This window comes from Planctomycetia bacterium, from assembly GCA_034440135.1.
Lineage (GTDB): Bacteria > Planctomycetota > Planctomycetia > Pirellulales > JALHLM01 > JALHLM01.
Map to the genome: position 1 here is coordinate 1 of JAWXBP010000362.1, position 16022 is coordinate 16022.

Annotated in this window: 10 protein-coding genes; 6 read left to right on the forward strand and 4 right to left on the reverse strand. The window is 62.2% G+C overall.

All coding sequences use genetic code 11. The features are described from left to right. Window positions 1-415 precede the first annotated feature (415 nt). Complete coding sequence (gene dacB / locus SGJ19_21745) at window positions 416-1960, forward strand: D-alanyl-D-alanine carboxypeptidase/D-alanyl-D-alanine-endopeptidase (GenBank protein MDZ4782881.1); 1545 nt, start codon at window positions 416-418, stop codon at window positions 1958-1960. 152 nt (window positions 1961-2112) lie between these two features. Here the strand turns inward: dacB and SGJ19_21750 are convergent, their stop codons facing one another. Together SGJ19_21750 and SGJ19_21755 are read right to left on the reverse strand one after the other, a co-directional pair. Beyond that, window positions 2113-2796 carry a hypothetical protein gene (locus SGJ19_21750; protein MDZ4782882.1) on the reverse strand — a complete coding sequence of 228 codons (684 nt, stop codon included), beginning with the start codon at window positions 2794-2796 and terminating at the stop codon, window positions 2113-2115. A 201-nt stretch (window positions 2797-2997) separates the two neighbouring features. Then, on the reverse strand, window positions 2998-4686 hold the full coding sequence (locus tag SGJ19_21755) for a VWA domain-containing protein (GenBank protein ID MDZ4782883.1): 1689 nt from the start codon (window positions 4684-4686) through the stop codon (window positions 2998-3000). Window positions 4687-4839: 153 nt separating this feature from the next. On the opposite strand from SGJ19_21755, the gene SGJ19_21760 reads away from it, so the two are divergent. The 4 genes from SGJ19_21760 to SGJ19_21775 all read left to right on the forward strand — a co-directional run bounded on the left by SGJ19_21760 (window position 4840) and on the right by SGJ19_21775 (window position 11760). Then, a complete protein-coding gene (locus SGJ19_21760; protein ID MDZ4782884.1) occupies window positions 4840-6015 on the forward strand; it encodes an ATP-grasp domain-containing protein in 1176 nt (391 codons plus the stop codon). Between the two features lie 144 nt (window positions 6016-6159). Next, window positions 6160-9291, forward strand: a complete 3132-nt coding sequence (locus SGJ19_21765) for a PSD1 and planctomycete cytochrome C domain-containing protein (GenBank protein ID MDZ4782885.1) — start codon at window positions 6160-6162, stop codon at window positions 9289-9291. A 316-nt stretch (window positions 9292-9607) separates the two neighbouring features. Then, entirely contained in the window at window positions 9608-11035 is a 1428-nt protein-coding gene (locus SGJ19_21770) for a DUF1501 domain-containing protein (GenBank protein MDZ4782886.1), read from the forward strand. A gap of 113 nt (window positions 11036-11148) precedes the next feature. Further along, entirely contained in the window at window positions 11149-11760 is a 612-nt protein-coding gene (locus SGJ19_21775) for a hypothetical protein (GenBank protein ID MDZ4782887.1), read from the forward strand. Window positions 11761-11854: 94 nt separating this feature from the next. Here SGJ19_21775 and tdh read toward each other — a convergent pair whose 3' ends face one another. After that, window positions 11855-12901 (reverse strand): L-threonine 3-dehydrogenase, encoded by a 1047-nt coding sequence (tdh, locus tag SGJ19_21780; GenBank protein ID MDZ4782888.1) that lies wholly within the window; start codon window positions 12899-12901, stop codon window positions 11855-11857. A gap of 145 nt (window positions 12902-13046) precedes the next feature. Between tdh and SGJ19_21785 the strand changes: the two genes are divergently transcribed. Continuing rightward, on the forward strand, window positions 13047-13508 hold the full coding sequence (locus tag SGJ19_21785; protein MDZ4782889.1) for a VanZ family protein: 462 nt from the start codon (window positions 13047-13049) through the stop codon (window positions 13506-13508). A gap of 5 nt (window positions 13509-13513) precedes the next feature. On the opposite strand, the gene SGJ19_21790 is transcribed toward SGJ19_21785, so the two are convergent. Further along, window positions 13514-16022: hydantoinase B/oxoprolinase family protein (locus SGJ19_21790; GenBank protein ID MDZ4782890.1), on the reverse strand; the 2509-nt coding region annotated here is incomplete at its 5' end.

A 16022-nucleotide genomic window follows, 5' to 3' on the forward strand; every position in this document is an offset into this window, starting at 1 on the left:
AAAATGACACACGATCCGCCGCCGAAGTTCGAGACATAGCCGTCACCGAGGGAAGCCCAAGTTCAAGCCCACCCCCTCAACCTACCAACCCCAACAACCGTGGCGCCGCGAGCACTCCAAATCAACAGCCCTAATACGCTGGCTGGCTTGGACCCAAAGAGGTGGGAGGCTGGCGGGTGAAACATAAGTTGAGATTTTGTCTCAACAGACACGATTGTAGTTCCCAGAGACGAGGCGTTAATGGGATCGGTCGGATTTCTTCGCTTTCGTGACACGGCGAAAGGTCCCAGCCAAGGGCGCCGGATCGATGCTGGCGACTGCGGGGCGTGGTACGATTACGCGAAGTTCCGTTCGATACTCAGAGGTCGATCAGGGGGCGTTGATGCGTCGAATCGCCAACCGAGCGTTTTGGACGATGCGGTTTTTTGTGGTCGTCGCGGCGCTGGCAAGCGCTCACGCCGGAACTACCGCTGCCCAGGCCCTCTCCAATGAAATTGCCAAGTTCATCGCGCAACCGCTCTACAAAGAATCCTCGTGGGGGCTGTTAGTCGTCGATTTGGATTCCGGCGAAACGTTGTATGAACTGAATCCCGACAAGCTATTCGTGCCGGCATCGACCACGAAGTTATTTTCGGTGGCGGCAGCGCTCGAAGTGCTCGGCGCCGATCACCGCTTCCACACTCCGGTTTATGCTCGCGGCGAGATCGACGCCGAAGGCAAATTGCAGGGCGACTTGATCCTGGCCGCGAGCGGCGATCTCACCCTGGGCGGACGAACTGACGCCGCCGGACGGATTGCATTTGCCGACGCCGATCACACCTATGCCGGCTTCTCGCCCGGGGCGAAGGTGACGGAATCCGATCCCTTGGCCGGCCTCAAAGCAATCGCCCAGCAGGTCAAGCAGGCCGGCATACATGAAATCGACGGCGATGTATTGATCGACGACCGGCTGTTCGAAGAGGCCGACAGTTCCGGCAGCGGGCCGGACCGTTGCTCGCCGATCGTAGTGAATGACAACGTCATCGACGTCACCGTTGAGCCAGGCAAAGTGGGCGAGCTTGCCAAAGTCACTTGCCGGCCGGAATGTTCTGCCGTGGTGGTCGACGCGCGCGTGTTGACCGTCGACGCGGATCAGGAAACCGAACTTAAGATCGAGTTGCTCGACGAGCGCGGCCTGCTGGTGCGCGGGCGCATCGCGGCCGATGAACCCGCGGCGCTACGCCCGATTGAAGTGAAGTCGCCGGAGGATTTCGCGAGGAGGTTGCTAATCGACGCCTTGCAGGAGGCCGGCATTGCCGTCGACGCGTCGGCGGTCTCCTGCAATTGCGATGACGCATTGCCCGATGTGGCGGACTATGCCCAACTGAAGCAAGTCGCACAGTTGGAATCGCCCCCTTTTTCGGAGAATGCGCGGCTGATTCTCAAGGTCAGCCATAATCTGCACGCCAGCACGTTGCCGCTGCTGATGGCGGCAAAACAGGGCCAGCGGACGCTGGACGAAGGGCTCAAGATCGAGCGTGAGGCGTTGACGCGGATCGGCGTAGACGTGGACACCATTTCGTTCGGCGGCGGCGCCGGCGGCACCCGCGCCGACTTTGTCACGCCGCGCGCAGCCGTGAATCTGCTCCGTGCGATGTCGCAGCGCCCGGAAGCAAGCATCTATCGCGACGCGTTGCCGATTCTCGGCGTGGACGGTACGCTGCATTCGGCGGTCGAACCGGAAAGCCCGGCGCGCGCTAAGTTTCAGGCGAAGACCGGTACGCTCGTCTGGCAGAACGGATTGAACGATCGACAACTGCTCACCAGCAAGGCCCTGGCTGGCTACGGTGAGACCGCCTCGGGGCGCAAGATTGCGGTGGCAATCTTCGTGAATAACGTCCACCTCCGTGACGAAATCACGCCGACGTATGTAGGGAAGCACCTCGGCAAATTGTGTGAGCTGATTCACGCGGGACTTTAGTCGTGCTGTAGCCGCCAAGAGCCTATTCGAGAACTTGACACGAAACCTGGGTGGCTGGGGTCGAGCGTACTTGCTCGCCCCCAGCGCGCAGGATCTGGGGGCGAATGAGTACATTCGACCCCAGCCACCCAGGAAAGGTTTGGCGATAGGCTTTAGGTAAGAAACGGCAGCGCGATCGTCTTCCACACCGGCGGCATGCCGATCGACCAGCGGAGCGCCATCGTCGTGGCGATGAAAAACCCGAAGTGCACTGCGGCGGTGCCGAAGTCCAAGTCATAGCTCGCGAAGGCGGCGATCACGCCCAGCGCCAGTAGTGGTACGACGAGGAACGCCCAATCTGGAAACCAGGCGTTGCCGGCTGCCACGAAACCCCAAAGAGCGGCATAGGCGGCTGCGCAGATTGCCGAGCGAATCCAGAGCGACAGGCCACGCAGCGGCGGACGTTCTGTGTCTCGCAGAATCGAATAAAACGCGGCACAGAGCGGGGCGCTGATCACGACGAGGCCCGCGGCGCTCAACGGCTGATTGCCGGGCATCACTGCGCCGATCACCAAGGCCAGCGCGAACACGGCCAGCGCGGCGCCGCCCATGATGATCGTTGGGACCCAGCTAAACTTGACGTCTTCGTGCGTGATCGGCTTGCCGACCAGCTTGCCCTTGGTGTCGCGCCCGCCGCCTGAGAATTCCTCGGGCGCGTGAACCGTGACCTCGCCGACCAAGACCTCGGGGATCTTGATGACTTGCTTGCACTTGGGACAAGGCCCCTGCTTGCCGGCGAATTTATCATTGACCGAGAAGCGGGCTTTGCAGCCGGGACAAACGACCGAAATGGGCATCGCGACGGCTCAACCAGCGGTAAATCAGGGGCGCAACGGACTGTTCCTTGCTAGTCTGGCAGAGCGCCCCCGCAAGTCAAGACGCGCTCTCCGGCGGCTGAGTCGTTCGCCAACAAAACGACCTTCCGTCGCATTGCGCGACGGAAGGTCTGTTCCTGCTCGCATCGGTACCTGCGAGCTTGCACCACACTCACGCGAACGTTACTGCACGAGCTTCAACGGTCGGTCGTCGGCGACCTGGCCAAACGTCTCCTTGAGCTCTTCTTCGACCTCTTCGATCGGGCGGCCGCCTTCGACATTGAAGTGGACGCCGCCGGTCGTGGCAGCCACCTCGTCCATCAAGGCCGTATCGGCCAAGAGGCCCAAGCTGATCGTCACGATCGGGATCTTCGCTGCGGCGGCGAGCGCCGCCTCTTGCCGCACGAAGGCCTTGGCGGTCGTCGTGTTCGTCGGCTTGTTGGCGATGCCGTCGGTCATCAGGATCATAATCTTCTGAGCGCCGACGCGGGCGTTGTTCTGCAACTCGAGCCGCGCCTTCTGCATGCCGGCGCCGATGTTGGTGTATTCATCGTAGTGTCCGGCCTGACGCTGCCGTGAGATGTCCTCGACCAACTGGAAGTTATCGGTCAGCCCGGACTCCAACACGGCCGTTTGGGCGGCGGAATTGTAGACCGACAAACCAAGGCGGTCATCCGTGTCAACCTCCTGCAAGTACGACAAGAACACGGTCACCGAATTCTTCAGAGCCGTGATGGGCTGCTCACTGGTCTGCCAGAGCGTCGGTGTCTGGTTATAGCGCGGCCGCTCTTCGAGGAGGTAGTTGGTGACGTTCAACTTGCCGTACATCCGCTGATAGCCGGCCGACTTGTTCGTGCTGTCGTTCTTGACGTAGTTGATCCAAGTGTCCCAAGACGTCCCAGACGAAGGGAACGCCGTGCTGTTGACGTTGAAGTACGTCTTGATGCGGCTCACGGTATCCTCGAACCGCTCGCCGTAGTTCGTACCTTCACCGCTCAAGTAGGTGCCGGATTTCACCCAGGCGCGGGTGATCCACTTGTTGTTGTTACCGCCGGTGCCCTTGAAGGTGCCTGCCGTGCCAGACAGACCGCTGAAGGTCTGCTTGGCATTGTCCGAAAACTGCAGCACGACGTTTTCCAAGTTTTTGCTGGACGTAACATAAATCTCCGTCGGCTTGAACGTGACGTAGATCTGCGCTTCATTCACGTTTTGCGGCGTGCGACCGGTCTGGCGGAAATGAGCCGGCGCAAAGGCCATGTTGCCCCAAGCCGGGGAACCGAGCTCTCCGTAGATTTCCTGTAAGTTGGCTTCAACCGCTGCTTGGCCGAGCAGACTGAATGACTTAAATTCGCTGTCGTCGTTCATCGACGCCGAGTAGTCGAGCACGAGCATGATATCGCGCGGGCGGAACGTGGCGATCGATTCCGCGGCCGCGTCGAAATTGTCACGGCCCAGCACGCGGGCGAAGAACAATCCCTGGTCGTCGCGGCGCACGCGCACGCGGATCGCCGTTGGCGTTTCGTCCGCAGGCGTGAAGGTCCGCGCTTCGTCGTCCCACATGCCGGTTTCGATCTCCGTTTCCGACTGGGAAACGTTGACGCCGTTCACGGGATTGGCTGCGACGTATTCCGTCACGGTGCCGTAGGCCGCCTCCGTGCCGTCCACGAGCACCGACACTCCGGCCAGCGCCGCGGCATCGGCTGTGCGCTTCAGCTCCGCATTCGTATTGTGGATGTACCCCACGTCGACGGCGAACGCGACCATGCCCAAGAGCACGACCATCAGGACTGCCGACAAGACTAAGATGTTTCCGCGCCGCGTTAACTGGCCGGCTCGGCGCGAGCCGCGATTACCGCACTGTTGGTGCATCATGGTGAGACTTCCTTTGATTCCGAACCGAGAAACGGCCAATGGAAAAGCGATGTGACGAGGTCTGGAGAGGAGCCTCTATTAAGAACGTTAGGTTATATTTCTCACTCGGGCGTCAGATTCCCTCAAGTTTTTCTCCACGCTGACCGGAACCACGTGAAACGGCCGGAAGAACCCGACTCATCTCGAATCGCCATCGTCGGCGCAAGCGCCCGCGCCGCCGCGGCTTCCGCGCTCCGCGCCGGGTTCACGCCCTGGTGCGCGGATCTCTTCGGCGACGCGGATGTGGCCGCGGCGTGCCAAGTAATGATCTGTGCGCATTATCCGCACGACCTGCCTAAGTTGATCTTGGACGCCCCGCCGTCGCCCTGGATGTATACCGGCGCGGTGGAGAATTATCCGGAGGCCGTGACTCGGATCGCTAAGAATCGCCCGCTCTGGGGCGTCGACGCGCCGACGCTGGAGCGCGTGCGCGATCCCTGGCAGGTTGCCGAGGCGTTGCGTCGTCACGGGCTGCCGTTTCCCGAGCTTGCGCCCGATGCAGATCGTTTGCCTGCCGACGGTACCTGGCTAGTGAAGCGATTCCGCTCGGCCGGCGGGCTGCATGTCTCCCGCTGGATCGGCGCGACCGAACCGCACGACTCCTCGACGCGCTACTTTCAGCGCTTCATCGCCGGGCTCGATGGTTCGGCCGTCTTTGTTGGCGCCGCCGGCAAAGCACGCCTGCTGGGCGTGACGCGCCAATTGATCGGCGAACCGTGGACCGGCGCAAAGGGCTTTCGCTACGCGGGTTCAATCGGGCCCATGCTGTTGCCGGCGACATGTCGCGATCAATTGGCCGCAATCGGCGACGCTTTGTGCGCGGAATTCCGGCTTACCGGATTATTTGGCGTCGACTTCGTACTCGCAGGTGCGCAGGTCTGGCCTATCGAGATCAACCCGCGTTACACGGCATCCGTCGAAGTGCTGGAACGCGCGACGGGGCTGCGCTCGATCCACTGGCACGCCGCCGCCTGCCGCGATGGTTGGTTGCCAACTGTGCAGGATATCTCGCAAATCTCAGGTCGCGTTCAAGGTAAGCTGATTCTTTTCGCCAGCGAACTGTTGGACGTTGCCCCGTCAATCACGAAGGCGCTCCTCGATCGGAATGACGGACGGAATTGGCCCGTTGTGGCGGATATCCCCCAGCCGGGAAGCCGGATTGAGCCGAATTGGCCCATTTGCACGGTGTTTGCGGAGGGCAGCACCGACGCGGATGTTGTTGAGAATCTCCGCTCGCGCGCCATGGAGATCTCCCGGGTTTTGGCGATTTCTACTCCGGCCCTTCGATGAAATGGGCGGAATCGGCTGTCGGCTACGGGGCCGGCCCGGCTCGCTGGTCCACTTCAGCGGATGGAACTCCCCCCGCCGGGCATTACAATGGAAGCCTGCCGCAGCTTCCCTGCCTCCTCGCTCCTCCTGCCGGACGTAATGCCCATGGCGCTTCGAGTCATTGCTGGATGCCTGGCCTTGGTTTCCCTGGTGGGCGACGCGCGGGCGGCCGAGCCGGTCGATTTTGCCCGGGATGTGCGACCGATTCTGGAATCGCGCTGCCTGGCCTGCCACGGGGAAAAGAAGCAAGAATCCGAGCTACGGTTCGACCTCCGCGACGCGGCCATGAAAGGGGGCGCCGGCGGGGAGGTAATCGCGCCGGGCAAGAGCGCGGAAAGTTCGCTCTTGAAGCGGATCACGTCCACCGACAAAGAAACGCGGATGCCGCCGGAAGGCGACCCGCTAACCGACGAGCAAGTAGACGTGTTACGGCGCTGGATCGACGAAGGCGCGAAGTGGCCCGACGAGCATGCGGGCGAAGTCGAGGACCCGCTGGCGAAGAAGCTCGCGCATTGGGCCTTTCACGCGCCAGTGCGACCTGAGCTACCGGTAGTGTCCAACACGAATTGGTCGCGGAATGATATCGATCGGTTTGTGCTGGCTAAGCTCGAACAGGAAAGTCTCGCGCCGTCTCCCGAGGCGGACAAGATCACGCTGCTGCGTCGACTGAGCCTCGACCTGATCGGTCTGCCGCCGACGATTGCCGAGATCGACGCGTTTCTGGCCGACACCAGCGACGACGCCTACCAGAAGCAAGTCGATCGCTTGCTGGCGTCGCCGCATTACGGTGAGCGCTGGGGACGGCACTGGCTGGACGCCGCACGGTATGCAGATTCCGACGGCTTCGAAAAAGACAAGTCGCGTAACGTTTGGATGTACCGCGATTGGGTCGTCGGCGCATTCAACCGCGATCTGCCGTACGACCAGTTCATCATCGAGCAGTTCGCCGGCGACCTGCTGCCGCATGCTACCCAAGATCAAATCGTGGCGACTGGCTTTGTGCGCAACTCGATGCTCAACGAAGAAGGGGGCATCGATCCAGAACAATTCCGCATGGAGGCGATGTTCGACCGGATGGACGCGGTCGGCAAGAGCGTGCTCGGGCTGACGATTCAATGCTGCCAGTGCCACAATCACAAGTTCGATCCTATTTCGCAGGAAGAGTACTACCGGCTGTTTGCCTTCCTGAACAACGACCACGAGCCGCAACGGGTGGCGTATTCGCCGCCGGAGTTGATGACGGTCGAACAACTCGTGCGCTCGATGCGCGAGAACGATGACCGGCTCCGAGAGGTCTATCCCGATTGGGCGGACCGCATGGCCGCTTGGGAAGCCACGGTGCGCGACAATCAACCGCCGTGGGAAGTACTCAAGCCCGATGTCTACGAAGACACCGGCGGCGGTGCAAAGTTGAGTTTGCTGTCGGATAACTCAATGCTCTGCGCGGGGTATGCGCCCACGCATTGTGATTTCAAGGCGGAAGGCAAGACGGCGCTCCAGAAGATCACGGCCGTGCGATTGGAGACGCTGACCGATCCGAATCTGCCGCGCCATGGTCCTGGCCGGTCGTTCAAAGGGACGTTCGCACTCACGGAGTTCAAAGTGCAGGTCGCTCCGGCAAATGCGCCGGATAAAAAGGAAGACGTGAAGATCGTCGCTGGCTCGGCCGATTTTTCGCAGCCGGAGCGGGACTTGGAGAAGAACTTCGACGATCTCTCCGGCAACAAGCGAATTGTCGGGCCGATCGAGATGGCGATCGATGGCAAGGATGAGACCGCCTGGGGCATCGACGCGGGTCCGGGCCGCAGCAATCAGTCTCGCAAGGCGGTGTTTCGTTTCGAGAAGCCGCTCGAATACGCGGACGGCGCGATCATCACGGTAACCATCTCGCAGGGACATGGCGGTTGGAACAGCGACGACCACCAAAACAATCTGCTCGGCCGCATTCGTGTTTCATTGACCGAAACGGACGGCGAGGTCGTCGCCGATCCCTTGCCGGCCAAGGTGCGCGCGATCATCGCCAAGCCAGCCGCGGAACGCTCGCCGGCAGAAACCGACGCGGTGTTTCGCTACTGGCGCACCACGGTTCCGGAATTCGCCGAGGCGAACGCACAGGTCGAGGCCCTCTGGCAGCAATGGCCGATGGGCACGACCGCGTTGGTGCTGGAAGCGCGCGACGAAACCCGCGAGACAAAAATGTTAAAGCGCGGCAACTTCCTCGACCCGACCGACGCGGTCCGGCCGGGCGTGCCGAAGCTGTTGCATCAACTCCCGGAAGGCGCGCCGCCCACGCGATTGACCTTCGCCCAATGGCTGGCCGACCGCCGCAGCCCGACGACGGCGCGGGTGTTCGTCAACCGCATGTGGCAAGCCTATTTCGGGACCGGCATCGTGAGTACGTCGGAAGACATCGGCACGCAGAGCGAAGCGCCGAGCCATCCGGAGCTACTCGACTGGCTGGCCACGGAGTTCATGGCCCGTGATTGGAGCGTCAAGGAAATGCACCGGTTGATCGTCAACTCGGCGACATACCGGCAATCATCCCACGTGAACGACGCCTTGCTCACCGAGGATCCGTACAATCGGCTGTTGGCCCGCGGCCCGCGCGTGCGCGTCGAAGGTGAAGTCGTTCGCGACATTGCACTCGCATCCAGCGGATTGTTGAATCCCGCATTGGGCGGGCCAAGCGTGTTCCCGCCCGTGCCGGCGAGTTTGCTCGCGTTGAGCTACGCCCCGATCACCTGGCCGGAGGAAACCGGAGCGAATCGTTATCGCCGCGCGTTGTATACCTATCGCCGCCGCTCAATGCCGTACCCGGCGCTGCAAAACTTCGATACGCCGAACGCCGATTTTTCCTGCGTCCGCCGGCAGCGCAGCAACACGCCCCTTCAGGCGCTGACGACGTTGAACGAAGTCGTGTTCGTCGAGTGTGCGCAACACCTCGCGATGGAAATGGCCCGCGCCGGAGGCGCGACGGATGATGAGCGGATCGACTATGCCTTTCGCCGTTGCGTGAGCCGCCTGCCTGTCGACGAGGAACGCGCGGCGCTCAAGGAGTTGATGCAACAGCAGGAGCAACGCTTCGCCGAAGGTTGGGCCAGCCCTTGGCAAGTCGCCACTGGCAAGGAAGCCCGGCCGGCAGATCTGCCGGAAGGCGTCACGCCAGTGAAGTTGGCCGGCTATACCGTGGTGGCCCGGGTAATTTTGAATCTCGATGAAACGATCACGAAAGAGTGAGCCCGCGAAACACGCGAAAGTCAGCATGCCGGAGTTAGCCCCGAATGGGGCGACAGACAATAGCCAGGGGTGAAACGCAGCGGAACCCCTGAAAAGGGTCGACCACAAACTCACAGCCCCAACGGGGCGACACACGCTTGGCGAGACTTTGCAGAATTTGTGTCGCCCCGGTGGGGCTCAATAAGGAAACGAAAACGTACTCCAGGGGTTTGCACCCCTGGCTATTATCTATCGCCCTGCTGGGGCTGAAAACACATACGCTGAGAACACAACGTCAACGACACAGCGAATCCACGCCACAAAAATGGCTTCAACCATGCATATCAACCCGCTCGAAGTGCAGCGCCACGTCAACCGCCGCTGGTTCTTAAAAGACTGCGGCGTCGGGCTGGGCGCCATGGCGCTCGGTTCACTCATGGCGCGCGGGCAGGCGCTCGGCGCGACCGAAGGCTCGCTCAATCCGCTCGCGTCTAAGGCGCCGCATTTCCCCGGCAAGGCGAAGAACGTCATCTTCCTGTTCATGGCCGGCGCGCCGAGTCACTTGGACCTGTTCGATTACAAGCCGCAGCTCGAAAAGTTCAATGGCACGCTGCCGCCGCCTGAGTTGTTGAAGGGGTACCGCGCGGCGTTCATCAATCCCAGCTCGAAGCTGCTGGCGCCGAAGTTCAAATTCGCCAAACATGGCAATAGCGGCGCGGAGCTCGCCGAGTTGCTCCCGCACCTGGCGACCGTGGCCGACGACCTGTGCATCGTGAAATCGCTCGTCACGGACGCGTTCAATCATGCGCCGGGACAGATCATGATGAACACCGGCTCGCAGCAATTCGGCCGGCCGAGTATCGGCGCTTGGACTACGTATGGTTTGGGAAGCGAAGCCGACGACTTGCCGGGCTTCGTGGTGATGAACTCCGCGAAGAAGGGCACGAGCGGCGGCGCCTCGAACTGGGGCGCTGGCTTCCTGCCGAGCGTTTACCAAGGCGTGCCGTTTCGCGGCGAAGGAGACCCGATTCTGTATCTGTCGAGCCCGGCCGGCATCGATCGCCAGATGCAACGCGATTCGCTCGACACGCTCGCGCGGTTGAACCGGCGCCACCTGGAAGTGACCGGCGATCCCGAAGTCGCCACGCGGATCAACTCCTTCGAGATGGCGTTCCAGATGCAGGCCAGCGCGCCGGAGTTGATGGATATCTCCGATGAGACCCCGGAGACTTTGGCGCTCTACGGCGCTAAGCCCGGCGAGCCGTCGTTCGCGGCAAATTGTTTGCTAGCGCGGCGACTCATCGAACGCGGCGTAAGGTTCGTCGAGCTATTCCACGAATCCTGGGACCACCACGGCGGTCTGTCGAACGGGCTCAAGGAGTCGACCAAGATCACCGACCAGGCCTCGGCGGCGCTCGTGGCCGATCTCAAACGCCGCGGACTCTTGGACGAAACGCTCATCATCTGGGGCGGCGAATTCGGCCGCACGCCGATGGTCCAAGGGGGCGACGACGGCCGCGACCATCACCCGAACGCCTTCACGATGTGGCTGGCCGGGGGCGGCGTGAAAGCCGGCACGACGATTGGCGAAACGGACGAGCTCGGCTTCAACGCCGCGGTCGACAAAGTCCACGTCCACGACCTCCACGCCACGATCCTGCACCTCCTCGGCTTCGATCACACGAAGCTCACGTACCGTTTCCAGGGACGCGATTTCCGGCTAACCGACGTGCATGGGAATGTGGTGGAGAAGATGCTGGGGTAAGGCGGGATGGGCCACATAAAAGTGATACTTGGCGAACGGTGTCCGTCGGCAGCGCGGTAGTATATTGGCAAAGCTCACATGCCGACGCGTTAACTTTTCCGCAACGGCCGAACATGGATTCCCCTGACGGCAAGCAGCCGAAATCCGCCGAAGTGATTCGCGAAAAGCTCGCCAAGTTGCAGGCCAATGCAGAGCGCCCGGCGGATATTGGGCCGTATGCGGGCGGCGTGCAGGCGACCGATCGGATTGTAGTGGCGACGTTTCGCGACCCGGGATGCGCCGCGGCGTTTCAGGAACGCTTGCTCAAGGCCGGCGTGCATTCCACGGGGGAGCGGTGCTTTCGCCGTTCGGCCGTGCTGGTTGACGCGGAAGACCGGGTTCGCGCGGTGGAATTGTTGAAGCCGCATCTAGCCCAGTTTCCCGATCGCATTCGGCGGCCGGGCCGCGGCTACGAGGCGTCGCTCTTTCTGACGCTCGTCGGCTTGCTGTCGATCATCGTGGTGTTGGTGGCGGTCGGCAACATCGACGAACAAGCATCGCTGACGCCAGCCGTAGCCTGGGACTGCGTGCGCATTACCGGCGCGATCACGCTCCACCTGGCCTTTTGCGGACTGTTCATCGACCTGGTGAAGTCCGGTAAATTGGACTTCGGCCGCGGGCAGTTCAATTTGATTTTTGTGCTGTGGCTGATGACGGCAGCGGCGTTGATGGTTTATTGGCGGTGAGCAATCGGCGGCTTTCGTGCGAAAGAATTCCAAAATGCGACGTCGGCTTGTATAGTTCCAGTAATAGCCTCTGATCTGAGTCAACGCATCAAACTCAGACCGACGCCGAATTCATCCGCAGCACCACCTTAATCGCTTCGCCGCTTTGCATCATCTTGAACGCGCGGTCGAAGTCGTCGAAGTCGATTTGGTGCGTGATGATCGGCTCCAGTTGGAGGCGGCCGGAGAGGACGAAGCTCTCGACCTGGTACCAGGTTTCGTACATCCGGCGGCCGTTGATGCCGAGGACTGTGGCGCCTTTGAAGATGATGTCGTTGGGCAGGTCCAGCTCGACGGGCTTCGACGGCAGGCCCAGCAGCGCCGCGGTGCCGCCGTTGCGAAGCGCGGAAAAGCCTTGCCGGATGGCGCGCGGGTGGCCGGACATTTCCAGCAGCACTTGCGGGCCTTGATCGTGCGTTACGCGGCGGGCTTCGGCCGGCCACTGCTCGTCCGCCGCGTTCCAGGCGTGATCCGCGCCGAGTCGTTTGGCGAGTTCCAGCCGCGCAGGATTGGCGTCGGTGACCAGAATCGTGCCTGCGCCGGCCGCGCGGGCGATCGTGACCGCCATCAGACCAATGATGCCGACGCCGGTTACCAGCACGCTGCGACCGCTGACGCCCGCGGCCATCACGGTGTGCATCGCGTTGCCAAGCGGATCGAACACGGCCGCCACGTGATCGGGAATGTCCGGATGGACCGGCCAGACGTTTTCCTCGGGGATGGCCACGTACTCCGCGAAGCAGCCGTCGCGATCGATGCCGATGATATCGACGCGCTCGCAGATGTGACCGTTGCCGGTCCGGCACGGCTCGCAAACGCCGCAGCCGATGTGCCCTTCGCCGCTGATTCGCGCGCCGACTTGCGTGCGCTCGACCGCCGCGCCGACGGCCACCACGCGGCCGACGAATTCATGGCCCACCGTGGTGCCCAGCGGGACGCGCGACGCGCTCCAGGCATCCCACTCGTAGATATGGCGATCGGTCCCGCAGACGCCGGCATGAGTCACTGCGACCAGGACGTCCCGGGGCCCAATGGCAGGCGTGGGCGTCTCGGCAATCCAGGTAAGCCCCGGCCCTGCCGAAGCTTTCTTGACGGCTTTCATCGACTTAGCGATCATTCGCGTCCCTTGCAACGTAAAGTGCCGTATGCCGAACTGTTGAAGTAGGACCTTCGAGCGAATCAACGATCTACTTCACCTACTCCGCCTCCTACACCTACTTCTCCTACCGCATTGTACGGAGCAACCTTTGTCGACCGCGCCGCTCGAACAACGAAGATCTCGGGCGCGTCTGGCGTTCGCTCTGTTGGCCTTGTTTCTGCCATTGCAGATATTGGCCATGCACTGGCCGCTGCCGAAGATGCCGCTGGGCGCTTGGCGAATCTGGGACAAAGCGCCGCATTTCATTGTCTACACAGTGTTCGCAAGTCTACTGGTCTGGTACGTGGTTGCCCAGCGGCGCGTGCTAGGAAAGAGCAATGCCCGCGGCTTGGCGCGGAGCTTCTCAATGGCGTTCGTCTGCGTGGCGTCGTACGCCTGGCTCGACGAGCTGACGCAACCCTTCACTGGCCGCTCCTGCGACGTCTACGATTGGCTGGCAGATATCCTCGGGGCGGGACTGGTCTTTGTCGGCGCCTACATTTGGCGGCGCTGCCGTGGAGTGGCCATCGAAACGCCAATGTCGGCGGAGTTTGGGCGAGTGAGAGTTTGAAGTTTTCAGTGTTCACTTTTTACTGAAGGCCTGTTGCTATCCGTCACTTCCTGCTGCCCTGCTCGATCGAGAATCTTGCCCCAGCCGCCGCCGCCGGGGGTTTCGATGGTGAGCACGTCGCCTGTTTCGATTGACAACTGCGCCGCGCCGGGCAGTTCGATCATTTCGCCGTTGGCGCGTTGTAGCGAGTTGCGACCGAGTGCGCCGGGCTGTCCGCCGTCTGAGCCATACGGAGCATAAGGTCCACGGCGCTGCGTGAGGAGTGAGACGACGAGCGGTCGCAGGAATTCCAATCGTCGCACCACCCCGTGTCCGCCGCGATGTTGTCCAGCGCCGCCGGACCCGGTGCGGATGCGGAATTCTTGCAATACGACGGGGTAGCGCCGCTCCAACACTTCTGGATCGGTGAGGCGCGTGTTGGTCATGTGCGTGTGAACTGCATCCGCGCCGGGTTTCCGCGAAGTTGCGCCGGCGCCGCCGCAGATGGTTTCGTAGTAACCGAACGAACCGTCGCCGAATAACAGGTTGTTCATCGTCCCTTGGCTCGCGGCGGCGAGGCCGAACGCGCCGAGCAGCACGTCGACGATGCGCTGCGAAGTCTCCACGTTGCCGCCAACGATGGCCGCGCAATCTTCCGGCACGTCTCGCTCCGGTGGATTCAACAGGCACTCCGGCAACTTAATGCGTACCGGCTTCATCACGCCAGCGTTGAGGGGAATGTCCTCATCGATCAACACGCGCAGGCAGTACATCACGGCCGCGTGAACAATGGCGCGATTGGCGTTCAGATTTCCCGCGGAAACTGGTCCCGTGCCCTCGAAATCAATTTCCAGCCCTGCATCATCAACCGTGATCGCGACGGCGATCGGCGTGCCATCGTCCAAATGATCCGTGAATCGCCGCTGGCCGCGCGGCAACTTTGCGACGGCGGCGCGGAGCTTCTGTTCGGCCGCGGCTTGGATGCGCTCCATATATTGCCGCACGACGGGCAATGTATAGCGCGCCACTAATGCTTCCAACGCGCGCAGTCCGTAGTGATTCGCGGCGACTTGCGCGCGGACGTCGGCGAGATTCTCGGCCACGTTGCGACTGGGATACGGCGCCTCGCACAGGATGCGTTCCAATTCGGCGAATCGCGATGTGCCGGCGTCGATGAGCTTGAGATTGCGGATCAAGACGCCTTCTTCCGCGAGCTTCTTCGAGAACGGCGGCATGGATCCGGGCGTGATACCGCCGATCTCCGCGTGGTGCGCGCGGCTGGCAGTGAAGAACAACAGTTCACCATGCGTCTGACCATGGACCGGCGTAACGACTGTCACGTCCGGCAAGTGCGACCCACCGCGATACGGATCGTTGGTGACATAGACGTCGCCCGGCGCGATGTCGGGATTGTCGGCGATCACGCGCCGCACGGTTTCTCCCATCGCGCCCAGGTGAACGGGAATGTGCGGCGCATTGACGACGAGGTCGCCTGTCGAAGTGAACAGTGCGCAACTAAAATCGAGTCGCTCCTTGACGTTCACGCTGGTCGCCGTGTTGCGCAGCGTGACGCCCATCTGTTCCGCGATGCCGGCGAACTGTTGATTGAAGACCTCGAGCATCACGGCGTCGTCGCCGGCCGAGTGCATTTGCGCCTCTGGCCCGGCGATGTCGGTCAGCAGCAACTCGCCGCCGGTCAGCAATTGAGCTCGCCAACCAGGTTCGATCACCGTCGTCGCAAACGGTTCGGCGATGATCGCTGGCCCCTCGATTACCGCGCCCCATGGCAAGGCCTCGCGGTCGAAATGCGATGTCGCTTGCCAGCCGTCGAAGTGCGCGTCGACATGCCGTCGCGGCACAGCGTTTACGGGCGGCGCGGCCGTCGAAAGCGCCGGTCGTTCGTGAGACGTCGTACGCGCCACACAGTGAACCGCCACCAACTCCAGTGCTCGTCCTTCATGGAGGTAGCCGTACGCCTGGCGATGCGCGCGTTCGAAAGCGGCTCGCCAAGGGGAGCCATTGGACTCCGCTTCGGTTGACGCACCGTCGATGACAAGCGTCGCGTCGTAGCCGCGATAGCGCAGTTCCAGCGACCATGCTGTCTGACATTGCGCTGCGCTAACGCTTGCTTCCCGCGCAAGTTGATCGACGAGCCGCAGCATGACGGGTTCCAGCATCGCGTGGATCTCCGTCGGCAACGAATTGTCGACAATGCGATACACCCCGAGCGATTCGTGCCGCTCCTGCTGCGCGTGGCCGATGCCATACGCGCTGAGCAGGCCGGCATCGGGATGGCTCAATACTTGGCGGATGCCTAGCTCCCGGGCCACGGCACAGGCATGCTGTCCCGCGGCCGCGCCGAAGGCGACCAGCACATAATCTCGTGGATCGTAGCCGCGCGCCACCGAGATGGTACGGATCGCGCGGGCCAGGTGTTGATTCGCCACGGCCAGACAGCCCGCCGCGACAAGCTCGCGGGGGTGCGACATTTTCACACACACGCCGTCACAACGGAGCTCACCGGCGGCGCGGTCG